Source organism: Streptomyces sp. NPDC025721 (assembly GCF_055558595.1).
In genome coordinates, this window is sequence record NZ_JBVHMF010000006.1 from 282,340 (window position 1) to 306,014 (window position 23,675).

Annotated in this window: 14 protein-coding genes and 1 pseudogene; 10 read left to right on the top strand and 5 right to left on the bottom strand. The window is 74.6% G+C overall.

Annotated elements, in window-relative coordinates:
- Positions 1-232 precede the first annotated feature (232 nt).
- From ACZ4EF_RS12275 to ACZ4EF_RS12305, 7 genes and pseudogenes are all read left to right on the top strand, one after another.
- On the top strand, positions 233-4,420 hold the full coding sequence (locus ACZ4EF_RS12275) for a serine protease (protein ID WP_467504151.1): 4,188 nt from the start codon (positions 233-235) through the stop codon (positions 4,418-4,420).
- A gap of 316 nt (positions 4,421-4,736) precedes the next feature.
- A pseudogene (locus tag ACZ4EF_RS12280) lies at positions 4,737-5,087 on the top strand (PEP/pyruvate-binding domain-containing protein); the annotation flags it as partial.
- A gap of 225 nt (positions 5,088-5,312) precedes the next feature.
- A complete protein-coding gene (locus tag ACZ4EF_RS12285) occupies positions 5,313-7,232 on the top strand; it encodes a PEP/pyruvate-binding domain-containing protein (protein WP_467504179.1) in 1,920 nt (639 codons plus the stop codon).
- The gene (locus tag ACZ4EF_RS12290) at positions 7,229-8,185 is read left to right on the top strand and encodes a hypothetical protein (RefSeq protein WP_467504153.1); all 957 of its coding nucleotides are present in this window, start codon (positions 7,229-7,231) and stop codon (positions 8,183-8,185) included. The genes ACZ4EF_RS12285 and ACZ4EF_RS12290 overlap by 4 nt, the downstream gene beginning before the upstream one ends.
- Before the next feature lie 154 nt (positions 8,186-8,339).
- On the top strand, positions 8,340-9,176 hold the full coding sequence (locus ACZ4EF_RS12295) for a phosphatase domain-containing putative toxin (protein WP_467504155.1): 837 nt from the start codon (positions 8,340-8,342) through the stop codon (positions 9,174-9,176).
- A gap of 294 nt (positions 9,177-9,470) precedes the next feature.
- Positions 9,471-10,490, top strand: a complete 1,020-nt coding sequence (locus ACZ4EF_RS12300; RefSeq protein WP_467504157.1) for a bifunctional riboflavin kinase/FAD synthetase — start codon at positions 9,471-9,473, stop codon at positions 10,488-10,490.
- A 57-nt stretch (positions 10,491-10,547) separates the two neighbouring features.
- A complete protein-coding gene (locus tag ACZ4EF_RS12305; protein WP_401306055.1) occupies positions 10,548-11,108 on the top strand; it encodes a DinB family protein in 561 nt (186 codons plus the stop codon).
- Positions 11,109-11,157: 49 nt separating this feature from the next.
- Here the strand turns inward: ACZ4EF_RS12305 and ACZ4EF_RS12310 are convergent, their stop codons facing one another.
- The 5 genes from ACZ4EF_RS12310 to ACZ4EF_RS12330 all read right to left on the bottom strand — a co-directional run bounded on the left by ACZ4EF_RS12310 (position 11,158) and on the right by ACZ4EF_RS12330 (position 18,999).
- A complete protein-coding gene (locus tag ACZ4EF_RS12310) occupies positions 11,158-11,778 on the bottom strand; it encodes a response regulator (RefSeq protein ID WP_401306562.1) in 621 nt (206 codons plus the stop codon).
- Between the two features lie 134 nt (positions 11,779-11,912).
- Positions 11,913-13,205 carry a sensor histidine kinase gene (locus tag ACZ4EF_RS12315; RefSeq protein ID WP_467504159.1) on the bottom strand — a complete coding sequence of 431 codons (1,293 nt, stop codon included), beginning with the start codon at positions 13,203-13,205 and terminating at the stop codon, positions 11,913-11,915.
- Between the two features lie 21 nt (positions 13,206-13,226).
- On the bottom strand, positions 13,227-14,069 hold the full coding sequence (locus tag ACZ4EF_RS12320; protein WP_355349805.1) for an ABC transporter permease subunit: 843 nt from the start codon (positions 14,067-14,069) through the stop codon (positions 13,227-13,229).
- Positions 14,066-15,001 (bottom strand): ATP-binding cassette domain-containing protein, encoded by a 936-nt coding sequence (locus ACZ4EF_RS12325; protein ID WP_391161405.1) that lies wholly within the window; start codon positions 14,999-15,001, stop codon positions 14,066-14,068. The genes ACZ4EF_RS12320 and ACZ4EF_RS12325 overlap by 4 nt, the downstream gene beginning before the upstream one ends.
- A gap of 257 nt (positions 15,002-15,258) precedes the next feature.
- On the bottom strand, positions 15,259-18,999 hold the full coding sequence (locus tag ACZ4EF_RS12330) for an SCO5717 family growth-regulating ATPase (RefSeq protein ID WP_467504161.1): 3,741 nt from the start codon (positions 18,997-18,999) through the stop codon (positions 15,259-15,261).
- Positions 19,000-19,410: 411 nt separating this feature from the next.
- Here ACZ4EF_RS12330 and rpsO point away from each other — a divergent pair, with 411 nt between their 5' ends.
- The 3 genes from rpsO (at position 19,411) to ACZ4EF_RS12345 (ending at position 23,637) form a co-directional block, all read left to right on the top strand.
- Positions 19,411-19,698, top strand: a complete 288-nt coding sequence (rpsO, locus tag ACZ4EF_RS12335) for a 30S ribosomal protein S15 (protein WP_033173003.1) — start codon at positions 19,411-19,413, stop codon at positions 19,696-19,698.
- Between the two features lie 346 nt (positions 19,699-20,044).
- On the top strand, positions 20,045-22,264 hold the full coding sequence (locus ACZ4EF_RS12340) for a polyribonucleotide nucleotidyltransferase (RefSeq protein ID WP_355349816.1): 2,220 nt from the start codon (positions 20,045-20,047) through the stop codon (positions 22,262-22,264).
- Positions 22,261-23,637 (top strand): M16 family metallopeptidase, encoded by a 1,377-nt coding sequence (locus ACZ4EF_RS12345; protein WP_391161402.1) that lies wholly within the window; start codon positions 22,261-22,263, stop codon positions 23,635-23,637. The genes ACZ4EF_RS12340 and ACZ4EF_RS12345 overlap by 4 nt, the downstream gene beginning before the upstream one ends.
- Positions 23,638-23,675: the final 38 nt, after the last annotated feature.

A 23,675-nucleotide genomic window follows, 5' to 3' on the forward strand; every position in this document is an offset into this window, starting at 1 on the left:
CGTGGAGCGCGGCCGTCTGTCCCCTGAGCGGCCCCGCTCCACGATCCCCCTCGGTCCCCCCTCACGTCTCCCTATCCATCCGGAACCCGGAAATCACCCCAATGGGCGGGCGCTCGGAGTGAAGCGAGGGAGCATAGGGGGGCGCTTTTCCTCCGCGATCTAGGCGGGAGATCATCGGGCACCTACCGTCGAAGCGGGACGAAACGGGGCGCGGCGGTGGGGGAGGTGCCCGATGGCGGTACGCGGGGCCGACGTGGACGACGCGTTGGTGCGGGTCTGTGACCTGGCGGGACGGCCACGCGGGACGGGTTTCCTCGCGGACGCCGACGGCACGATGGTGACCAGTCACGAGGCGGTCGACGGGCTCGCCCGGCTGGTGCTGCACGCGCCGGGGGACCAGGTGTGCCTGGTCGAGGCGGAAGCGATCACCGTACTGCCCGAAGCCGGGCTCGCGCTGGTCGCCACCGAGGGGCTGAATCTGCCGCCGCTGCCGATCGCGCCCCGCGGCCCGGCCCACCCCGAGCGACGGGTACGGCTGAAGGTCCCGCAGTGGACCGACGGCGTCGTCCTCGGCACCGCGTCCGTCACGTACACCGCCACCGACCGCTTCCACCTGCTGGAGGAGGTCTACGAACTGGGCCTCGGCGCCACCGACATGAGCCGGGTCGCGCCCCAGTCCTCCGGCGCGCCGCTGATCGACGCGGCGACCGGCGCGGTACTCGCGGTCGCGGTCACCGCGCTGCACGCGGGACACCGGGCGGCCGGTTTCGCCGTACCGCTGCGGGCCGGACCCGGCACGCCGGAACCGCTGGCCGCGCTGCTGGCCAGGAACGCGGCGACGGTGCCCGCCTACGGTCCGCACCTCAACCTCGCGGGCGCGCTCCAGCTCACGGGTACGTCGGTCGGCTCCGCGGCCGGGCCCGGCCAGTGGCGGGAGCCGGTCGCCAGGCCCGAAGTCGCCGACGCGCTACGGGACTTCCTCGCGCCGCGGGGGGAGACCGCGCCGCTGGTGCTCGGCCTGGTCGGCGACCCCGGCAGCGGGCGCAGCACCGAACTGGCCGCGCTGGCGGCCCGCCGGGCGCGCGGCGCGGAACCCGCGCCGACCGTCTGGCTGCGCGGCGCCGAACTGCGGCCGGGCGACGGCGGGATCAAGGACGCCGTCGAACGCTCGCTGCGGACCGCCGCCCGGATCGTGTGCGCCGCCGCCGGGCGCGGCGGCGCTGTGGGCGGCGACCCGCCGTTCGCCTCGCCCGACGCCGTCGCGGCGCTCGCGCGGACCGCGGGACGGCCGCTGCTCGTCCTGCTCGACGCGCCCGAGGAGATGCCCCCGGTCCTCGCGCACGCGCTCGCCGACTGGACGGCGGGCACGGCGAGTTGGCTGCGCGCGGGCGGGGTGCGGCTGATCGTCGGCTGCCGCCCGGAGTTCTGGGAACAGGCCGGGTCGCTGCTGCCCGCGGGAATGGCGTACGCGCCGCCGCCCGCCCCGTACGTCGCCGTCCGCGCGCTGCCGCCCTGCCTGCGGCTCGGCGACCTGACCGACGTCCAGGCGGTCCGCGCGCGGACCCGCCACGGCCTGGCGCCGGACGCCCTGCGGCCCGCCGACGCCGCGCACCCGCTGGCGCTGCGCCTGCTCTCCGAGATCCAGGCGTCGCTGCCCGGCGGCACCGCCACGGACGGCGCCGCGCCGACCCGCGCCGAGATCTTCGCCGCCCACCTGGACCTGGTGTGCCTGCGGATCGCGGTCCGGCTGGCCGCGAGCGCCGAGCGGCCGGTACGCGGCAACGGCGTACGGCGGCTGGCCACGCGGGTGGCCGGGCAGGTGCACGAGGCGGCGCGGCGCTGTCTGGGGCCGGGGCAGGGCGAGTTGGACCGCGAGTCCTTCGAAGACCTCTTCCCGTGGCGTACGGGGTGGGCGTCCGCCGTCCTCACCGAAGGGCTGCTGGTGCCCGCGGGCGCCGGATACCGCTTCGCGCACGAGGAGGTCGCCGACTGGCTCCAGGGCCTCCACCTCGACCTGGACGCGGCCCTGCACGCCCTGGTCCACCGCTGGTTCGCGGCACCGGCGGGCGGCACGGAGGCGCCGGTACGGCTGCCGCAGCGGCCCGCCGCCGTCCACGCGGGCGAGCCGCCCGTCCCGCCCGCCCCGGCCGTCGCCCCGCCCTCGGGGCCGCGCTCCCTCCCCGTCCCGCGCCACCGCCTCGGCCCGGTCCTCCAGGCCATGCTCGCCACCGACCCCGACACCCTGACCCGCCATCTGCGCCACCTCATCCACCGCCTCGACCACCAGGCCATCGCCCCCACCCGCCATGTCAGCGCCCCGGACCCGGACCCGGCCGCGCCGCCGCGCCGCTCGGCCCCCGTGCGCCGCCCCGCGTGGGACGCCTGCACGGACGCCTACCTCGACACCGAGACGGTCCCGAACCCCCGCTCCCGCCAGCGCCCCCGCCCGACGCCCGCGGGTCCGTGCCAGGGAGGCGGGGGCGGCGGAGGCGAGGGGGTGCCGGACGGGGGTACGGGCGGGGGCGTTGGCGGCGGGCCGGTGGGGTTGCTCGCCGGGAGCGCGGGAGCGCCGGGCGGGGGAGCGGGCGTGGTGCCCGCTGGCGGTGCGGGGGTGTCCGGCGGCGGTCCTGCGGGGTGGTCAGTGGCGTGCGGCGGGTGGCCGAGTGGCGGTGGCGGTACGGGCGGGGCCGGGGCTGGTGCCAGCGGGCAGCGGGCCTCCGGCGGCGGTCCTGCGACGGTCGGTTCGGGGCAGCGGCTGGACGGCGGAGACAGCGCGCCGGGTCGGGGGCCGTGCGGGGGGCCGGATGAGGGCGGGGGCGCGGCCACCGGGGGTGCGCCGTGGGGCCACTCCTCGTGCGAAGGCGGAGGACGGTCTTTCGCGAGCGGGCCGCGGGCCCGGCGCGGGGACGGGGTGTCGGCGCGGCGGGGGGATGCCGTGTGGTGGGCCGCGCATCTGGTGGGAGAGGTGGTGACGCGGCTCGGAGACGCGCGGAACTACCGGGGCGTGCTGCGGCTGTTGGCCGAACGGGTCGCGGTGCGGTCGGTGGAGCGCGGAGGGTTCACGCCCGAAGGGCTCGGCGGGCTGGGCGAGTTCGGCCCGGCGTTCTGGCGGCGGGTGCCGTTGCCGCTGGGGGAACGGCTCGAACTGCTGCGGCTGCTGCTGCCCGCCGACCGGCCGCCCGTACCCGGTGAACCGGCCGACCCCGAGACCCGCTTCCTGCCCGCCGTCGCGGAGCTGCTGCGGGAGGCGCCGGCCGAGGCCCTGGCGGCGGTGTGCGGGTGGTTCGACGACGACCGGCCGCTCCAGACGGCGCCGGGCGCGGACGGCCCCCGGCTGACCGTCGCGTCCGCCGCGCAGGCGCTGCTGCACACCCACCGGCGGCTCGCCGTGGACGAGTTGACCGAGGCGCTGGTGGCCGCAGGGCACCCCGGCGCCGACGAAGTGCTCGCCGCGCTCGCCGAGGACGAGCCGTCCGCCGTGTGCAGGGCCGTCGACCGGTGGGCGCACGACCCGCGCCCCGACCGCCATGTCGCGGCAGCCTCGTACGGCCGCCGTGCCGCCGCGTTCGTCCGCTCGGAGGCCGACCGGGAACTGCTGCGGTACGCGGCCCTCGCGATCCTGGCCCGCCCCGGCGACTGCACTCTGCACGGCGCCGCGCTCGGGCTGCTGGTACGGGATTCGGTGACGCGTTCCCGCCATCTCGACGCGGCGCTGCGGCACTTCGCGGCGGGCGATCCCCATCTGCCCGCGGGCGCACTGGCGGCAGCCCTCGGCACGCACCCCGAACCCGTACTCGCCGCCTTCCAGACCCGGCTGCGCGCCCCCTACCCGGACGGGGGAACCGCCGAGGTGCTGGACGAACTGGCCGGGGTCACCTCGCCCGCCCTCGCCCGGCGCGCCGCCGCCCTGGCCCAGGACCATCTGCTGCACCACCCGGACGGCGCGGCCGACGTCGCCCGCTTCCTGGACCGGCGGCTGGAACAGGGCCCCGGCGTCCGGGCCGTCCTGCTGCCGCTGGCCGCCGCGCTCATGACCGACCACCCGCCGGACGTCCGCCGCGCACTCCTCCCGGTTTTCGCCGCCCCCGGCACCCACCTGTCCCGGCCGCTGCGCCAGGAACTCCTCGACATGGCGCTCGCGGCGGAACGCGACCCCGGCGTCCTGGACGCCCTGCTCGCCGCCGCGGCGGACGGCTGCCACCGCAGGCCGACCGTCCTCACCCGCGACCTGGTCCACCGCGTCGGCCTGCTCCTCGGCCGTACGCCGGAGGGCGCCGCGCAGTTCGACCGCCGGGTCGTCGAACTGGCCGCTTCCTGGCCCGACTTCGGCCGCCTGGTGCGCGAATGGCTCAAGACGGGCGGCACATGGGACGCGGTGATCGGCCCGAGCGCGAGACGCCGCCTGGAGGCGGCGGCCTGACGGGAACGGCCGGGGATCTCCGTGGCGGCCACCTCGGATCGTCGGCCCATGACCGCCCGTCACCCTCTGGCGCTGGGGGGACAGCCTGCGCAGCCCGTCAGCGCGTCAACTGCCCGGTGACCGGCCGCTGTCAGGGCGGCCGGAAACCGCCGTTTCGAGGGTAGGCGGTCACCTATGAGGCGTTCCTCACGTCACGTTGGTGGATGGGGAAGGTCTCCAGGGTGAAGGGACGTTGTAGTCGAGGAGGCGCGTCCGCCGCGGGCCACGAGCCCGGCGGTGCACGCCTACCCGGGCGGCAGCCGCGGAAGGAGCGCAGATGCGCGTCGACGCTGAAGAGCTGGCAGTGGTGCCCTTGGAATCACCCTTGGCCCACGAGGCCGCGCTGGCCGGGGCCAAGGCGGCGAATCTGGCCCGGGCGGCGGCGCGGGGGCTGCCGGTGCTCCCCGGCTTCGCCCTCGTCCCGGCCGCCCGCGCGCCCGGTGCCCCGGCCGGGACGGCGGCTCTGCGCCGCGCGTGGCAGGAGCTGGGCGGACCGGACGGCGCCGCGCTGGTGGTCCGTTCCTCCTCCGCGCACGAGGACACCGCCGAGTCGTCCATGGCGGGCCGCTTCGAGTCCGTCCTCGACGTACGCGGCTGGGACGCCTTCACCGACGCGGTGCGGGCGGTGCTGGACTCCGCCGCGCGCGTGCCGTCGCCGCCCTGGCCGTCCGCGGAGGACATCTCCGGAACTGGACCCGGAGCCGGAACTGGACCCGGAACTGGACCCGGACCCGGAACCGGAACTGGAGCCGGAACTGGAGCCGGATTAGGAAGCGCGCCAGGACAGGGGCCCGGTCCTGGGCCAGGACGGGACGCCGACGACGCGGCCGAACCCGCAGTCCTCCCCGGAGACATGGCCGTCCTGGTCCAGCCCATGCTGCGGGCCTCCGCTGGCGGCGTCATGTTCGGCGCGGACCCCGTCGAGGGCCGCTACGACCGCGTCCTGATCAGCGCGGTCCCCGGCGGCCCCGACCGCCTCGTGGACGGCAGCACGCAGGGCGTCCGCTACCAACTGACCCGCCGTGGACGGCTGTTGCGCACCGAACCCGCGCCCTCGGGGCACGGCCGGGTGACCCGGCTGCTCGCACGGCCGCTGCCCGGCCGTCGGGAGCGGCGGCCGGAGCCGGGGACCCTCACCGCGCGGGAGCGGCAGCCGCTCACCCGGCGGCAGTTGGTCCGGCTCGTGCGGCTGGCCCGGCGCGCCGAGCGCGTGTACGGCGGGCCGCAGGACATCGAGTTCGGCTTCGCGGACGACGGGCGGCTGTGGCTGTTCCAGGCGCGGCCGATCACCGCGATGGCGGCCCGACCGCCGCGCGGGGCACGGCTGTTGGGGCCGGGACCGGTGAGCGAGACGCTGCCCGGTGTGCTCCAGCCGCTGGAGGAGGACCTGTGGCTGGCGCCGATGGCGCACGGGCTGACGCTGGCCCTGGACATCGCGGGCGCCGCGTCCCGGCGGCGGCTGCGCAAGCTGCCGGTGGCCCGTACCGTCGAGGGCCGCGCCGCCGCTGACCTGCGGCTGCTCGGCGTCACACCGCCCGCGCACCCGGTGCTGCACTTCATCAACCCGGCCCCCGGCGCCCGCCGCGCCGCCGCGGCCTGGCGGGTCGGACGGCTGCGCGGCGCGCTGCCGCTGCTCGCGCAGGACCTGATGGCCGATGTCGACCGGCAGCTGCACGACTTCAGAGCGCCCCGGAAGATGCTCAGCGGCGAGCTGCTGAACGCCGTCTCCTGGGGACGCAACGCCCTGTCCGCCCTGCACGCCCAGGAGTCCCTGGCGGGCGCGCTGCTGGACACCGGCACCGGCACCGGCACGGGTACGGGCGGCGCCGCGAGCGTCGGTACGGGCGGCGGGACGACGGCGGCGGGCGAGGCGCTGGCCGTACTGGCCGAGGGCCGCGGCCGGGGCGCCACCGACGCGGAGCTGATCGCCCACCACCCCGTCCTGCTCACCCTGCTGCCGCCCACCCTGGGCGAGCGCGGTCCGCTGCCCGAGCACGTCGGCTGGAACGGAGTCCCGCGCGGTGTCGGCTTCCTGAGCGTCCGTGAGGGGCTGCGGCTGCGCATCCGCTGGGTGCAGGAGATGCAGGCCGCGATGGTCCGCGAGATCGGCACCCGGATGGACGCGTACTGCCTGGTCGGCGAGCGGCGCAAGATCGCGCTGCTGCGCTGGGACGAACTGCTGGGCGTCGGCGCGGGCCGCGGCCGTCCGGCCGACCTGGCCGAGCGCACCCCGCGCCCCGAGACCCCGCCGCTGCCCGCCGCCTTCCGGCTCGCCGACGGCGCACCGCAGGCGGTGAGCCTGGCCCGCGGCCGTACCGGTCGGGGACAAGGCGAGGGCCAGGGCGCGGGCGGCGGCCAGGGCGCGGGGACCGCCTGGGACGGCGCGGGCGTACGGCCGCCGGACGCCGTGCTCGTCGTCCGCTCGCTCGACCCGGCGCTCGCGCCGCTGCTGCCGGGCCTGTCGGGCCTGGTCGCCGAGACCGGCAGCGTCCTGTCGCACCTGGCGGTGCTGGCCCGCGAGTACCACGTGCCGACCGTCGTGGGCGTCACCGACGCCGTCGGCCGGTTCGCCCCCGGCTCCGGCCTCGCCGTGGACGGCGGCACGGGGACGGTGGAGCCGACAGGCGGCGGTACGGGGACGGTGGAGCCCACGGGCGGCGCGTCCGGCGCACCGGGCGCGGAGCCGGGCGGGTCCGACGACGCCCCCGCCCCCAGGGACGGGCGCGCCGCGCTCGAAGCGCGGGACGAACCGCGCAAGGGGGCCGTCGCGTGAAGTACGTCAGTTACCTCTTCGGCGGCCTGTCCACCCTGGCCGCGGGCATCTACCTGGTGATCTACCTCTACCGCTGGGAGTGGCAGCGCGCCGTCATCTGCGGGGTGCTGCTCCTCGCCGTCGAGGGCTTCCTCGTCTGCGTGATCCTGCTCGGCCGGATGGGCCGTCTGGAACGGCGGCTGAGCGACGCGGACGCCCGGATGGAGGAAGTACGGCAGCGCCTCGAACACGCCAGGGAGACCTCCGCGCACCCCTTCCGCTGGCTCGGCAACGGCAACGGCAACGGCGGTGCGAGCGGCGGCGGTTACGGGGACAGCCGCGACGGCGTGGACGGCGGCAACCGTACGTTCGTCTTCGTACCGATCCTCATGGTCACCGGCGCCGCGCTGTCCGGTGTCGCCTGGGTGATCCAGCGGATCGCGGCGGTCACCGCGCGGCCGGGCGCGGAACGGCGGCTCGCGGGCCGCCTCGCGCCGCTCGCCGCCCCCTCGGGCGGCGTGCACGGCGTCATCACCCAACTGGAGGACAACCCGGCGGTGCCGCCCGCGCGCCGACTGCGCCCGCTGCTGACCGGATTCGGCGCGGCCGCCGGGGTCGTGCTGCTGGTCTACCTCGTCTATGTGCTGTCGGAGGCCACCGAGACCCGCGAGGAGTCCAGGCCCGACGCGGCGGCCAGCACCGTGGTCTTCCGGATCGACGTGCACGGCACCGACGACGCCAGGGCGCGTGAACTGGCCGCCCGCGACCTGTGGGAGGGCTGCCGCCGCTCCACCTCCTCGCTCAACCCCGACGCCAGCCTCGGGCGGCTCGCCGACGGCGTCTTCGCGGGCGTCATCCGGCCCGCGCTCAGTCCGCACGACATGATGCGGCTGCGCGGCTGCCTCTCGGACGCGAGCGTGAACCGGGCCCACGCCAAGGTCCTGGGCACGGGACAGGCGGGAGTCCCGCACTGACCCGCCCTCGGCGCGCCCCCGGCAGGGGGCCCGCGTACCGGAATCGGGCACTGGCCCCGGAAGCAGCGGCTAGCCTGACGGGACGGCCGCTGCCCTCGGGGAGGGACGGCGGCACCCGTCCCCAGGTTTCCGCTCCCCAGGTGGTGAACCCCGCTTGTCCGAATCGGCCGCTCTCCCGATCCCGATCCCGGTCCCTGCCCCGACGTCGTTACGGCGGCCCGTACGCGATTCCGTACGCGATTCCGTCCGCGGCCCGGCGCGCGGTCCCGGAACCGACCACGAACCCGATCCCGCGGGCGACTTCGGGCCCGGCTCCCTACCGCCCGCCGCCCCCGGCGCCCGGATCTGGGCGCGGCGGGTGACGAAAGTGCTGCTCGGCTGTCTGCTCGGCTACGGCGTGCTGTGGGCCGCCTCCGCGGGCGGCATGCTCGCGGTCTCCGCGTGGGCGCGGCACGGCGCCTCGGCCGGTTCCGGCGAGCGGACGGCGGGCATCAACCACTTCCTGGCTGTCGACCCGCACGTGTGGCGCGGGTCCGCGCCGACCGCCGCGGGCTACCGGGCGTTGGCCGACCGGGGCATCCGTACCGTCGTCGACCTCAGGGCGGAGGATCTGTCGCCCGCGGAACTGGCCCTGCCTTCCGCCGCGGGCCTGCACGCCGTCCGGCTGCCGATCCGCGACGGCCAGACCCCCACGGAGCGGCAGGTCGACACGTTCCTGCGGATCGTGAGGACCTCGCCGGGACCGGTCTTCGTGCACTGCGGCGCGGGCGTCGGCCGTACGGGCTCGATGGCCGCCGCGTATCTGGTCCGCACCGGACAGGCCGACAGCCGCCAGGCCGCGCTGCGCACCCTCGCGGTCGGCCCGCCCTCCATCGAGCAGGTCTATTACGTGCTCAACGTGTCGCGCGACGACACCGACCAGCCGCCGCTGCTCGTCCAGGGCGTGAGCCGGTTCCTGGACGCGCCGCGCCGCATCATGGCCTCGCTGTAGACCGCGCCGGCCGCGGACCGGGCCAGGCGTGCGCCGCGCTCGCCGCGGACCGGGCCCGCGCCCGCTCCGCCGGAGCCGTCGCGGAACCGATAAAGTCACGCCCGTGTCGGAGGTCGGCGAGCGGGCGGGATGTCGCGGTCCACATCACATTCGAACGGGCGCCGCAGGTGGGAAGGGCCGACGCCGTACGCGCGGACCGTGCCGATGGGCACGGCATCGCGGCGGCATGGCAGGCTTGGACCCGCAGGACAAGACAACACGGTCAGTGATTCGGCGAAGAAGCGGAGCGTCAAGGTGCAGCGCTGGCGGGGCTTGGACGACGTTCCCGGTGACTGGGGACGCAGCGTCGTCACCATCGGCTCGTACGACGGCGTCCACCGCGGTCACCAGCTCATCATGGGCCGCGCCGTGGAGCGCGCCCGTGAACTGGGGCTGCCCTCGGTCGTCGTGACCTTCGACCCGCACCCCAGCGAAGTCGTACGGCCCGGCAGCCACCCGCCGCTGCTGTCCGCCCACCACCGGCGCGCCGAACTGGTCGCGGACCTCGGTGTGGACGCGCTGCTGATCATCCCCTTCACCAGCGAGTTCTCGAAGCTGACGCCGAGCGAATTCGTCAAGACCGTGCTGGTCGAGGGGCTGCACGCCAAGCACGTGGTCGAGGGCCCCAACTTCCGCTTCGGGCACAAGGCGGCGGGCGACGTCGAATTCCTCTCCGCGCTCGGGCTGAAGTACGACTACGAGCTGGAGGTCGTCGACCTCTTCGTGCGCGGTGAGGCGGGCGGCGGCGAGCCGTTCTCCTCCACCCTGACCCGGCGGCTGGTCGGCGAGGGCGACGTCGAGGGCGCCGCCGAGATCCTGGGCCGCCCGCACCGCGTCGAGGGCGTCGTCGTCCGGGGCGCGCAGCGCGGACGCGAACTGGGCTACCCCACCGCCAACGTCGAGACCCTGCCGCACACCGCCATCCCCGCCGACGGGGTCTACGCGGGCTGGCTGCACGTCGACGGCGAGGCCATGCCCGCCGCGATCTCGGTCGGCACCAATCCGACCTTCGACGGCACCGCGCGCACGGTCGAGGCGTACGCGATCGACCGCGTCGGCCTCGATCTGTACGGGCTGCACGTGGCGGTGGACTTCCTCGCCTATCTGCGCGGGATGGAGAAGTTCGACACCATCGACGCGCTGCTGGAGCGGATGGCCGACGACGTGAAGCGGGCCAGGGACCTGGTGGACGCCGCCGACTCGGCCGCCGCCACGCCCGCGTCCGCGCCCGAGCCCACGTCCGCGCCGACCGAGCCGTCGCCCGCCGCCGAATAGCCTCGGGCCAGGCCGTTCCACAGCCGCTCTGTCAGTGGTCGCTGCCAGACTTGGCGCATGTCCGAGCAGTACGTACCGTTCTTCGCGAACGTCCAGCTCTCCCCGACGGCGGAGGGTGACGACCGGCCGCCGCTGCCCACCACGGGCAGCGAGCGGGAGATCCTGACCGCCTTCCTCGACTGGCACCGCGCGACCTTCGAGCTGAAGTGCCGGGGCGTGGCCGCGGCCCGGCTGTCGGACCGGGCGATACCCCCGTCCGGGCTGAGCCTGCACGGCCTCGTACGGCACCTCGCGGGCATCGAGCGGTGGTGGATACGCCAGCACTTCGCGGGCGAGGACCTGCCGATGCTCAACTACTCGGACGAGGACCCCGACCAGGGCTTCGACCGGCTCGACGGGGACGTGGAGGCGGCCTTCGCGGCGTGGCGGGTCGAGCGCAACCGGGCCAGGACCATCGTCGCCGAGGCGCCCTCGCTGGACGCCACCTGCCGTTCGCTGGTCACCGGCAAGGAGATATCGCTGCGCTACATCCTGGTGAATCTCATCGCCGAATACGCCCGGCACAACGGGCACGCCGACCTGCTCAGGGAGCGGATCGACGGCGCGACGGGCCTGTGAGACAGCCACCTGACAGCGTTCGGGCGGGAGCGCGGGGGAGCGCCGGGCGTCAGGTGGGGCGGATCAGCCGGGTCTCGTAGGCGAAGACGACGGCCTGCACACGGTCGCGCAGCTCCAACTTGACCAGAATCCGGCTCAGATGGGTCTTCACCGTCGCCTCCGCCAGGTGCAGCGTGCCCGCGATCTCCGTGTTGGACAGGCCGCGGCCGACCTCCACCAGCACCTCGCGCTCGCGGGCGGTCAGCCGGTTCAGCCGCCCGTCGCCCTCGGAGCCACCGGCCGCCGAGGGGAGCTGGTGCGCGAAGTTCTCCAGCAGGCGGCGCGTGATGCGCGGTGCCACCACCGCGTCGCCCGCGGCCACCGAGCGGATGGCGCCCAGCAGTTCCTCGGGCAGCGCGTTCTTCAGCAGGAAGCCGGACGCGCCCGCCTTCAGCCCGGCGAAGGCGTATTCGTCCAGGTCGAAGGTGGTCAGGATCAGCACCTTGGAATCCGGGCAGCGCCGTACGATCCGCGTGGTGGCCTCGATGCCGTCCGTGCCGGGCATCCGGACGTCCATCAGCACCACGTCGGGCCGCAGCGACTCCGTGAGCCGTACCGCTTCCGCGCCGTCGCCCGCCTCGCCGACCGGCCGCATGTCGGACTGCGCGTCCAGCACCATCGTGAACGCCATCCGCAGCAACGGCTCGTCGTCCACCAGCAGCACCCTGATCACCCGCCCGCCCCCGTCCTCGTCGGCCCCGCTGTCGTCGGCTCCGCACCCGTCGTTTTCGCTCCCGCCGGGCGCGGGCTCCGCCGCCCCGCCGGTCATATCGGCTCCGGGGCGCCGAGGACGAGCACCGCCGCGACCCGCCAGCCGCCACCGGGCAGCGGCCCCGCGACCAGCGAACCGCCGTACGCCGCCGCCCGCTCCCGCATGCCGGGTATGCCGTGCCCCGCCGAGGCCGCCGCACCCTCGGCGATCGCGGTGCCGGCCGCCGCGGGGTGCGTGCCCGGGCCGTCGTCGGTGACGGTCACGGTCAGCGCGTCGGGGGCGCAGCCGATCCGCACCTCCGCGCTGGTCCCGGCGGGCGCGTGCTTGAGCGTGTTCGTCAACGCCTCCTGGACCAGCCGGTAGACGGTGAGCTGCGCCGCCACGGGCACCGGGCCCGGATCGCCCGCCACGGACAGCACCGTCGGCAGCCCCGCCGCCCGTACCTGGTCCACCAGCGATTCGAGCTGCGCGATGCCCGGCATCGGGTGCCGCAGCGCGTCCGGCTCGTCCGCCCGCAGCACCCCCAGGAAGCGCCGCATGTCCGTGATCGCCTGCCGCCCGGTCGCCGACACCTGCCGCATCGCGGTCGTCGCCCGCTCGGGGGTGCGCTGCTGCGCGAAGACCGCACCGTCCGCGAGCGCCACCATCACCGACAGATTGTGCGTCACGATGTCGTGCATCTCCCGTGCGATCCTGGCCCGTTCGTCGGCCACCGCCAACTGCGCCCGCTGGTCCCGCTCCCGCTCCAGCCGCACCGCCCGGTCCTCCAGGAAGGCCAGACGGTCACGGCGGCTGCGCATGTTCACACCGAAGACCGCCGCCGCGACGGCCATCGCCGACAGCGAGACGAAGGTCCCCGCGCTCCGGTCGTGCATCGCCCAGCTCACCGTGGCCAGGACGACCCCGACCTCCAGCACGCCGAAGGCCATCATCAGCCGCCGCCGGTCGCAGTACGCGGCCACCGTGTAGAGCGCCACCAGCAGCGCCACGTCGGCCGGGACCTGGAAGTCCAGCAGCCACTGCACGAAGGCCGTCGCCGCGATGCAGGCGAAGACCGCGAGCGGCGCCCGCCGCCGCCACACCAACGGCGCCGTGAGCCCCGCCCCCAGCGCCAGGAACGGCACCGGATCGTCCCGCAGCGGCGCCCGCGCCAGCATGCTGAGACCCACGTAGAGCGTGGCGGCGAACAGCCCGTCCACCACCATCGGGGGCAGCCGCCGTCCCACCCGCCGTCGGGCCCGCCCGGCCAGCGCCCGCCACGCGGACGCCGGTCCCGGCTGCCGCGGGGCGTTCCCCCGGGCAGCCGGGTCCTGTGCCGTCGCGGTGGACGGCAGCGGGTACGTCATCGCGTCCTCGTCACGCCGTCGTCACGCGTCGCGCCGCTTGAGCAGCACCGCCGCGCCCGCGAGCGCCACCGCCGCGTAGAGGCAGAACACCAGGAACCCCGTCCAGGGCGCGAGGCTCGTGGCGTCCTGGTGCAGCGAGATCAGCGACTGTCCCGCGTTGCTCGGCAGGTACTTGTTGATGTGGTCGGCCCACGAGGTGGGCAGCGCCTCGGCGAGCACCGGCAGGACGAGCAGCAGGCCGAAGACGGTGGCGATACCGCCCGCCGTGTTGCGGACCAGGGCGCCTATCGCGACGCCCAGCAGCCCCACGACCGTCAGATACAGGCCCGCGCCCAGCACCATCCGGGTCACGCCGGGGTCGCTCAGCGAGGTGCCGATGTGCCGGGAGGACAACAGCGCCTGACCGACCAGGAAGGCGATCAGCGCGCCCGCCGTCATCACCACCCAGGTCACCGCCGCGTACAGCCCGGCCTTCGCCCACAGCACCGGCAGCCGCCGCGGCACCGCGGACAGCGACGCCCTGATCATGCCGGTCGCGTACTCACCGGTGATCATCAGGACACCGAGCACACCGACCGCGAGCTGCGCGAGGAAGAAGCCGCGCAGACTGGTCAGCGCGGGCTCGAAGTCGGCCCGCTCGTGCGGCGACATGTGCGGCCAGCGGTTCGCGGTGACCGCGCAGAACAGCGCGCCGAAACCGATCAGCGCGACCATGCCCGCGATCAGCGTGTAGAAGGTGGACCGCAGCGTCCGCAGCTTGATCCACTCGGAGTGCAGCACGCGGGCGAGGGTGACCTCGCCGCGCGGCGCGGTCACCCTCGCCCCGGGAGTCTCCGGCGCCTTGTCGATGGTGGCAGTGCTCATGCCGCCTGTCCTTCCCGCTCGCGCACGGGCGCCGGTGCCTGGTACTCCACGGCGTCCCTGGTCAGTTCCATGAACGCCTCTTCCAACGACGCCTGCTGCGGCGTCAGTTCGGCCAGCGCGACGCCCTGGTCGGCCGCGATCCGGCCGATCCGGTCGCTGCTGAGCCCGGTCACCTCCAGCACACCGCGCTCCACCGACGCCACCGACACATCGGGGCCCGCCAGCAGCTTCCGCAGCCGCTCCGCCTCGTCGGTCCGCACCCGCACCGACGTCCCCGCCGCGGCCCGCACGAATTCCGCCACCGACGTGTCGGCGATCAGCCGCCCCCGCCCGATGACGATCAAGTGCTCGGCGGTCAGCGCCATTTCGGACATCAGGTGGGAGGAGAGCAGGACCGTACGGCCCTCCGCCGCCTGGTCCTTGAGGAGATTGCGGATCCAGAGGATGCCCTCCGGGTCCAGGCCGTTGACCGGCTCGTCCAGCACCAGCGTCGCCGGGTCGCCCAGCAGCGCGCTCGCGATGCCGAGGCGCTGCCCCATGCCGAGCGAGAAACCGCCGACCCGCTTGCGGGCCACCTCGCCCAGACCCACGATGTCGATCACCTCGTCCACCCGGCGGCGCGGAATCCCCGTGGTGGCGGCCAGCGACAACAGGTGGTTGTACGCGCTCCTGCCGGTGTGGATGGCGCGCGCCTCCAGCATCGCGCCCACCTCGTGCAGCGGCGCGCGGTGCTCCGCGTACTGCTTGCCGTTGACGGTGACACCGCCCGACGTCGGCGCGTCCAGGCCCAGGATCATCCGCATCGTGGTCGATTTCCCCGCGCCGTTGGGGCCGAGGAATCCGGTCACCACGCCGGGCCGGACGGTGAAACTGAGGTCGGACACGGCGGTGCGCTCGCCGTACCGTTTGGTCAGGGCGTGGGCTTCGATCATCGGATCGTCCTCGGCGGTGCGTCAGCGGGAAGGGATGATTCCATCCTTGTTCCCCGCGCCCGCCGCGGCGACGGTCCACGGGCGGATTCCCGCCCCGCCCGCGTGCGCCTCCGGGGGGACGCCCCGTACACCAACTGTTGTACGCGCCGCCCGGCCGCCGCTGCGGCCGGGGACGACCAGGGCCGCCACCAGCGACAACGCGTGGTGGCGGCCCCTGTGTCCGCGCTGTGCGCCCGTGCGGGCCCGCCTGCCCCCGGCTACTGCGGGGCGGGCGGCGGCGGGTAGCCGTACCCCGGCGGGAGCTGCGGCGCCTGCGGGTTCTGCGGATCCTGCGGCGGCCCGCCGTACGACTGCTCGCCCTGCGGCGGCGCGGGCTGCTGCGGCCACCCCTGTTGCGGCTGCGGGGCCTGGGGCTGCGGCGACTGCGGCTGGAAGGGCGCGGGCGCCGCCTGCTGGCCCGGCGGGTACGGCTGCGGAGCCTGCGGCCGACCGCCGTACGCACCGGGCTGGCCGGGCTGTCCCGGCTGACCCGCCTGACCCGGCGCCGGGTAACCGCCGTGCTGCGGTGCCGGGTAGCCGCCCTGCTGCGGTTGCTGGGGCTGCTGCGGCGGAGGGTAACCGCCCTGCTGCGGCGGTGGCGGCGCGGGGAAACCGCCCTGCGGAGCGGCGTAGGGGCCGTAGCCGGGACCGGCCTGGCCGCCGCCCTGGACCGGCATCGGCGGCGCCTGGTGCGGCGGCGGGTTGACCCCGTCGGCCGTCCACAGCCCCTGCGCCTGCTGGGCCCGCGTGAAGTCCTCCGCGACCATCGCCGACAGGTTGAAGTACGCCTCGCGGGTCTTGGGCCGCATCATGTCGAGGTCGACCTCCGCGCCCGCGGCGAGGTGTTCGTCGAAGGGCACCACCTGGACACCGCGGCAGCGGGTCTGGAAGTGCGCCACGATGTCGTCGACCTTGATCATCTTGCCGGTCTCCCTGACCCCCGAGATGACCGTGATGCTCCGTGACACCAACTCCGCGTACCCGTGCGCCGACAGCCAGTCCAACGTGGTGCTCGCGCTGGACGCGCCGTCCACCGACGGCGTCGACACGATGATCAACTGGTCGGCCAGGTCGAGGACTCCGCGCATCGCGCTGTACAGCAGACCGGTGCCGGAGTCCGTGAGGATCACCGGGTACTGGCGGCCCAGCACGTCTATCGCCCGCCGGTAGTCCTCGTCGCTGAACGCCGTCGAGACCGCCGGGTCCACGTCGTTCGCGATGATCTCGAGCCCCGACGTCGCCTGCGAGGTGAACCGGCGGATGTCCATGTAGCTGTTGAGGTACGGGATCGCCTGTACGAGGTCGCGGATCGTCGCCCCCGTCTCGCGCCGCACCCGGCGGCCGAGGGTGCCCGCGTCCGGGTTGGCGTCGATCGCCAGGATCTTGTCCTGCCGCTCGGAGGCCAGCGTCGAGCCCAGCGCGGTCGTCGTGGTCGTCTTGCCCACGCCGCCCTTGAGGCTGATCACCGCGATCCGGTAGCACGACAGCACCGGCGTACGGATCAGCTCCAGCTTCCGCTGCCGCTCCGCCTCCTCCTTCTTGCCGCCGATCTTGAACCGCGACGGCTGCGCGTTCGCGCCCGCGCGCTTCGCCTTCGGCGGATTGCGCAGGAGCCGGTCCGACGACAGCTCCACGGCCGCCGTGTAACCGAGCGGCGTGCCGCCCTGCGTCGTGGGCTGCCGCTGGTCGGGCGTGACGGTGGGCCAGCCGCCCATCCGCGGGTCGGCCGGTGCCTGCGGCTGCGGCTGCGGCTGCGGAGGCTGCGGGGCCTGCTGCTGACCCTGCGGGTCGGGCCGCGCGGGCTGGTGCGGCTGGTGCGGCTGCCCCGGCTGCGGGAAGCCGTAACCGCCCTGCTGCGGCAGCGGCTGGAGCGGCGCCGCCTGGTCCTGGCCCGGCTGCGCGTGCTGCGGGAAGCCGTAACCGCTGCCCTGCGCGGGACCCGCGCCCTGCTGCGGCGCCACCGGCTCGTGCGGCAGTCCCGACGGTACGGGGCCCGCCGTGTACGGCTGCGTCCCGCCCTGCGGCGGCGCTCCGAAGCCGGTCGGCGCGGGCAGATTCCGCTCCGGGGCGTCCTGCGGCACCGCGTCGTTCGGCTCGGGCACCGCGTCCTGCGGCTCCGGTGCCCGCGGCGGCTGGACCTGAGCGGGCGCCGGGACCGGGGCGTGCGGCGCCGCGGGCGGCGGGAAGCCGTACCCCTGGCCCTGCGGCGCGTCCGGCGTCCCCGCGACCGGCGCGGGCGGCTGCGCTTGAGGGTGGGGCTGCGGCTGCGGCTGGGCGTAGCCGGTCGGCGGCACGGGCTGGCCCGGCTGCTGGACCGGACCCGGCTGCGCGGCGGCCGGGGGCTCCTGACGGGCCGGGAGGTTCACCGGCTGCCCTGTCGGCGGCGGGAAGCTGTGCAACGGCGGCGCCGCCGCAGGACCCGCGTTCCCCTGCTGCGCGGGCCCGGCGGGCGCCGCGGGCGGGAAGCCGTAACCCTGTTGCGGGGCAGGGGGGTTGGGGCCGCCGGGGTGCAGCGGCGCTGCCGGTGGTGCGGCGGGGGCGTCGGCTGCCGGGGGGAAGCCGTAGCCCTGTTGGGGTGCGGGCGGGTTGGGGCCGCCGGGGTGCAGGGGTGCTGCCGGTGGTGCGGCGGGGGCGTCGGCGGCGGGCGGGAAGCCGTAACCCTGTTGCGGGGCAGGGGGGTTGGGGCCGCCGGGGTGCAAGGGGGCGGCCGGAGGTGCCGCCTGAGCGTTGGCCGCCGGGGGATTGCCGTAACCCTGTTGGGGTGCGGGCGGGTTGGGGCCGCCGGGGTGCAGGGGCGCGGCGGGTGCGTCGGCGGCGGGCGGGAAACCGTACCCCTGTCGCGGGGCGGCCGGGGAACTGTCCGGGGCGGGGTGCGAGGGCTCCGCGCGCTCGAAGTCCGGGGGGAGCGGCGGTACGGGGCCGCGCGGTGCGCCGGGCGCCCACGGGAGGGCGTCCGCCGCGCCGGGCAGCGGCACCCAGACCGGGGCACGAGGCGCGGCCGGGGCCTCCTCGGCCTCGGGCTCCGACGGCTTCGCGGCAGCGGCAGGGGCAGGGGCAGCGGGCGCGGCGGGCTTGGCCTCCGCAGGCTCGTCATCGGCGGCGGACGAGGACGTAGAAGACGTAGAAGAGGACGTAGGAGAGGAGACGGCCGGCTCCGGCGGCTTCCGCTTGCCGGCCTCGCGCTCCTCCACCTCGCGCCGCAACGCGGCGGCGGAGAAGCGCACCGTGGCGTCGGGCGCGCCGTCCTCGCGGCCCCCGAAAGCGGGGAATCCCGAACCACCGGGCGTACCGGACCCCGACGCGGAAGCCCGTACCGGCTCCGGCTCGGACGTGGCCGCGGCCTCCGCCGCAGGCGCGGACTCGGGCTCCCGCTTCGCCGCACCTTCCGAGCGGTCCGAGCCGTCCGAACGGTCCGCGCCCGCCGACGCGCGCGCGGGCTCGCCCGCCGACTCGGCCGACGCGGCGCGCGGAACCGGGATCGACGGTACGGCCGCGGCCGACCAGGACGGTTCGGCCGCCGACGCCGAAGGGCCGGGCGTGGGCAGGGGCAGCGACGGCACGGCGGCGGCGGACCACGACGACTCCGACGACTCCGACGAACCCGCCGCGTCACCCGTCAGCCCCGCCCCCGGCTCGGAGCCGGGAACAGAAGCAGGGGAGGAACCCGCGGCACCCGTATCCGAGCGCCGGTCCGACCGCGCGCCCGTCTGCGGACCCGAGCCCGTGAAGGACCCCGAATCCGTGACAGGAACGGAACCGGAATCGGCGCCCGCGACGGAATCCGAGCCGCTGTCCGCCGCCTCATCGGCGTCGTCGGCGTCCGCGGAGCCGCCCGCGTCCCCCATGTACCAGGCGGGCGCCGCGTCGCCCAGGCTGAACTCACCCGTGTAGTCGGCGTCGCCCCGGTCCTCGACAGGGCCGGCCCCGCCCACGCGGCTGTCGTCCCGATCGCTGCTCACAATGCCTCCTGGTCTGCTGCTTCACCGTGTCCCCGCGACGAGTCCGGCCCGTAGAAAGCCGCTCGTCGGCGCGGGACACCGTCGCGGGACCGCACCGCTGCGCGCATACCCACGCATCCCATGTCCGATCCCCCTCCCCGTCAGGGGCAAGACTAATCGTCGGTAGCCTTCCGATGTCAGGCCCGCCCTCATGGGTCAGTGCCCCTCGCACACCACCCTCACGCGCCGGGCCGCGTCCCCGCCCGCGCCCGGAGATGACCCGCGGGTAAGCGGACCGCCGCGGGCTGGTACTCTGGGTGACGGTCACGTGTGTGTACACACCCCGTGATCCCGCGCCTCGCGAGTCAACGAAGCATCCCCCGCGATGAATACCGGGGGCGCTCGGAGGCCACTGACACCTGAGGAGTCCGTATGTCGCTCGACGTCGAGACGAAGAAGCAGATCATCGCCGAGTTCGGTACCAAGGAGGGCGACACGGGCTCCCCCGAGGTCCAGGTCGCTCTGCTCTCGCGCCGTATCTCGGACCTGACCGAGCACCTCAAGACCCACAAGCACGACCACCACTCGCGTCGTGGTCTGCTGATCCTGGTCGGCCAGCGCCGCCGTCTGCTGCAGTACCTGGCCAAGAAGGACATCACGCGCTTCCGTGAGCTCCGCGAGCGCCTCGGCATCCGTGCCGGCGCCGCGGGCGTTCGCTAAGACGCCGTGGAGGGGGAGCGGTACCCGCGAGTCGGGGCCGCTCCCCCTTTGCCGTATACGCGATACGCGCCGTGTACGGCAAAGCATCGCCGTAGTGGCCATATACGCGCCGAGCGACGAAGCGCGCACATGAAGTGCGTGATGTCTCCGTCGTCTGGTGCAATGGTTATCAAGTATGAGGAGGAGCGTCCTCCTGATCGCCGAACAGCCGGTCCTCGGTAGTGGCCTCCGGAAGACACACGCCCCGGAGGCTTCGATCGAAGACCGGCACCGGTAACAGGACGCCCCTCCACCGATGGCCCGCCAGGGAAACGCCCTGCGGGCATGGACGAGGAGAATCCCCATAGTGGAGAACGAGACCCACTACGCCGAAGCCGTTATCGACAACGGCACGTTCGGCACCCGCACCATCCGCTTCGAGACGGGCCGCCTGGCCCGTCAGGCCGCCGGCTCCGCCGTGGCCTACCTGGACGACGACACCATGGTGCTGTCGGCCACCAGCGCCTCGAAGCAGCCCAAGGAGCACTTCGACTTCTTCCCCCTCACGGTGGACGTCGAGGAGCGCATGTACGCGGCCGGCCGGATCCCCGGTTCCTTCTTCCGCCGCGAGGGCCGCCCCTCCGAGGACGCGATCCTCACCTGCCGGCTGATCGACCGCCCGCTGCGCCCGTCCTTCGTCAAGGGCCTGCGCAACGAGATCCAGGTCGTCTGCACGGTCATGGCGCTCAACCCCGACCACCTGTACGACGTGGTCGCGATCAACGCCGCCTCCTGCTCCACGCAGCTCGCGGGCCTGCCCTTCTCCGGCCCGATCGGCGGCGTCCGCGTCGCCCTCATCAAGGGCCAGTGGGTCGCGTTCCCGACCCACAGCGAGCTCGAGGACGCCGTCTTCGACATGGTCGTCGCGGGCCGCACCCTCGAGGACGGCGACGTCGCGATCATGATGGTGGAGGCCGAGGCCACCGCCAAGACGATCCAGCTCGTGGCGGGCGGCGCCGAGGCGCCGACAGAGGAGATCGTGGCCGCGGGCCTCGAAGCCGCCAAGCCGTTCATCCGGACGCTCTGCAAGGCGCAGTCCGAGCTGGCCGCCAAGGCCGCCAAGCCCACCGGCGAGTTCCCGATCTTCCTGGACTACCAGGAGGACGTGTTCGAGGCCCTGGAGTCCGCCGTCACCGGCGAGCTGGCCCAGGCGCTCACCATCCCCGGCAAGCAGGCCCGTGAGGCCGAGCTGGACCGCGTCAAGGGTCTGGCCGCCGAGAAGCTCCTCCCGCAGTTCGAGGGCCGCGAGAAGGAGATCTCCGCCGCGTACCGCTCGCTGACCAAGAAGCTGGTCCGCCAGCGCGTCATCAAGGACAAGGTCCGCATCGACGGCCGCGGCGTCACGGACATCCGTACGCTGGCCGCCGAGGTCGAGGCCATCCCGCGCGTGCACGGCTCCGCGCTGTTCGAGCGTGGCGAGACCCAGATCCTGGGCGTCACCACCCTCAACATGCTCCGCATGGAGCAGCAGCTCGACACCCTGGCGCCCGAGACCCGCAAGCGCTACATGCACAACTACAACTTCCCGCCGTACTCGGTCGGCGAGACCGGCCGCGTGGGCTCGCCCAAGCGCCGCGAGATCGGCCACGGCGCGCTCGCCGAGCGCGCCCTGATCCCGGTCCTGCCGACCCGCGAGGAGTTCCCCTACGCGATCCGTCAGGTCTCCGAGGCGCTCGGCTCCAACGGCTCCACGTCGATGGGCTCGGTCTGCGCCTCCACCATGTCGCTGCTGAACGCCGGTGTGCCGCTCAAGGCCCCCGTCGCCGGTATCGCCATGGGCCTGATCTCGCAGGAGATCGACGGCGAGACGCACTACGTGGCGCTCACCGACATCCTCGGCGCCGAGGACGCGTTCGGCGACATGGACTTCAAGGTCGCCGGCACGAAGAACTTCGTGACCGCGCTCCAGCTCGACACCAAGCTCGACGGCATCCCCGCCTCCGTGCTTGCCGCCGCGCTGAAGCAGGCCCGTGACGCCCGCCTCCACATCCTCGATGTGATGAACGAGGCCATCGACGTCCCGGACGAGATGTCCCCCAACGCCCCGCGGATCATCAGCATCAAGATCCCCGTGGACAAGATCGGCGAGGTCATCGGCCCCAAGGGCAAGATGATCAACCAGATCCAGGAGGACACCGGCGCCGACATCTCCATCGAGGACGACGGCACCGTGCTGATCGGCGCCACCGAGGGCTCGCAGGCCGAGGCGGCCCGCGCGGTGATCAACCAGATCGCCAACCCGACGATGCCCGAGGTCGGCGAGCGCTACCTGGGCACGGTCGTGAAGACGACCACCTTCGGCGCGTTCGTCTCGCTGATGCCCGGCAAGGACGGCCTGCTGCACATCTCGCAGATCCGTAAGCTCGCCGGCGGCAAGCGCGTCGAGAACGTCGAGGACGTTCTCGGTGTGGGCGCCAAGGTGCAGGTCGAGATCGCCGAGATCGACCAGCGCGGCAAGCTCTCGCTGATCCCGGTCATCGAGGGCGAAGACGACGCCGAGGACGCGAAGGACGAGTCGGAGAAGTGACGACCCGCTCCACCGCAGTGACGGCCCGCCCCTCCACCAAGGGGCGGGCCGTCCGCACGCGGACCCTCCTCCCGGGCACCGACGGCATCGGGACCGTACGGCGCAGCGTCCTGCCCGGCGGGCTGCGCGTCGTCACCGAGACGCTGCCCACCGTCCGTTCCGCCACCTTCGGCATCTGGGCGGCCGTCGGCTCCCGCGACGAGACCCCGGTGCTCAACGGCGCCACCCACTACCTGGAGCACCTGCTCTTCAAGGGCACGGAGCGCCGCAGCGCACTGGACATCTCCGCGGCCGTGGACGCGGTCGGCGGCGAGATGAACGCCTTCACGTCCAAGGAGTACACCTGCTACTACGCGCGGGTGCTCGACACCGATCTGCCGCTGGCCATCGACGTGGTCTGCGACATGCTCACCGGGTCGCTGATCCGCCAGGAGGACATCGACGCCGAACGCGGCGTCATCCTGGAGGAGATCGCGATGACCGAGGACGACCCGGGCGACCAGGTGCACGACCTGTTCACCACCGCGATGCTCGGCGACACCCCGCTCGGCCGCCCCGTCCTCGGCACCGTCGAGACCATCAACGCGCTCACCCGCGACCAGGTCGCCCGCTTCTACAAGCGGCACTACGACCCCACGCGGCTCGTCGTCGCCGCCGCGGGCAACGTCGACCACGCGGCCGTCGTCCGCCAGGTCCGCCGCGCCTTCGAGAACGCGGGCGCCCTGCACGACCCGGACGCCGTCCCGATGGCGCCGCGCTCCGGCAGCCGTACGCTCCGCGCCGCGGGCCACCTCGAACTGCTCGACCGGCGCACCGAGCAGGCCCATGTCGTCCTCGGCATGCCCGGCCTGTCGCGCAACGACGACCGGCGCTGGGCGCTCAGCGTGCTCAACACCGCGCTCGGCGGCGGCATGAGCTCCCGGCTCTTCCAGGAAGTGCGCGAGAAGCGCGGCCTGGCCTACTCGGTGTACTCCTACACCTCGTCCTTCGCGGACTGCGGCCTCTTCGGCGTCTACGCGGGCTGCCAGCCGCGCCGGGTGCCGGAAGTGCTCAAGATCTGCCGGGACGAGCTGCACCAGGTCGCGGAACACGGCCTGACCGACGAGGAGATCGGCCGCGCGATCGGCCAGCTCTCCGGCTCCACGGTGCTCGGTCTCGAGGACACCGGCGCGCTGATGAACCGGCTCGGCAAGAGCGAGCTGTGCTGGGGCGAGCAGTTGTCCGTCGACGACCTGCTCGGCCGGATCGCCGCGGTGACCCCGGACGACGTACGCGCGGTGGCCCGCGATGTACTGGGCCAGCGGCCGTCGCTGGCCGTCATAGGGCCGCTCAAGGAGAAGCAGAGCGCGCGCCTGCGCGAGGCGCTCGCGTAGCGGACCGGCTCGCGGGAGCCGCGGCGCGCGTGCCGTCA

Excerpts from the sequence above, each read along its gene's own strand:
- ACZ4EF_RS12275 (WP_467504151.1), top strand. The coding sequence starts at position 233 with ATGGCGGTACGCGGGGCCGACGTGGACGACGCGTTGGTGCGGGTCTGT.
- ACZ4EF_RS12285 (WP_467504179.1), top strand. The coding sequence starts at position 5,313 with ATGGCCGTCCTGGTCCAGCCCATGCTGCGGGCCTCCGCTGGCGGCGTC.
- ACZ4EF_RS12305 (WP_401306055.1), top strand. The coding sequence starts at position 10,548 with ATGTCCGAGCAGTACGTACCGTTCTTCGCGAACGTCCAGCTCTCCCCG.
- ACZ4EF_RS12310 (WP_401306562.1), bottom strand. The coding sequence starts at position 11,778 with ATGGCGTTCACGATGGTGCTGGACGCGCAGTCCGACATGCGGCCGGTC.
- ACZ4EF_RS12315 (WP_467504159.1), bottom strand. The coding sequence starts at position 13,205 with ATGACGTACCCGCTGCCGTCCACCGCGACGGCACAGGACCCGGCTGCC.
- ACZ4EF_RS12320 (WP_355349805.1), bottom strand. The coding sequence starts at position 14,069 with ATGAGCACTGCCACCATCGACAAGGCGCCGGAGACTCCCGGGGCGAGG.
- ACZ4EF_RS12325 (WP_391161405.1), bottom strand. The coding sequence starts at position 15,001 with ATGATCGAAGCCCACGCCCTGACCAAACGGTACGGCGAGCGCACCGCC.
- rpsO (WP_033173003.1), top strand. The coding sequence starts at position 19,411 with ATGTCGCTCGACGTCGAGACGAAGAAGCAGATCATCGCCGAGTTCGGT.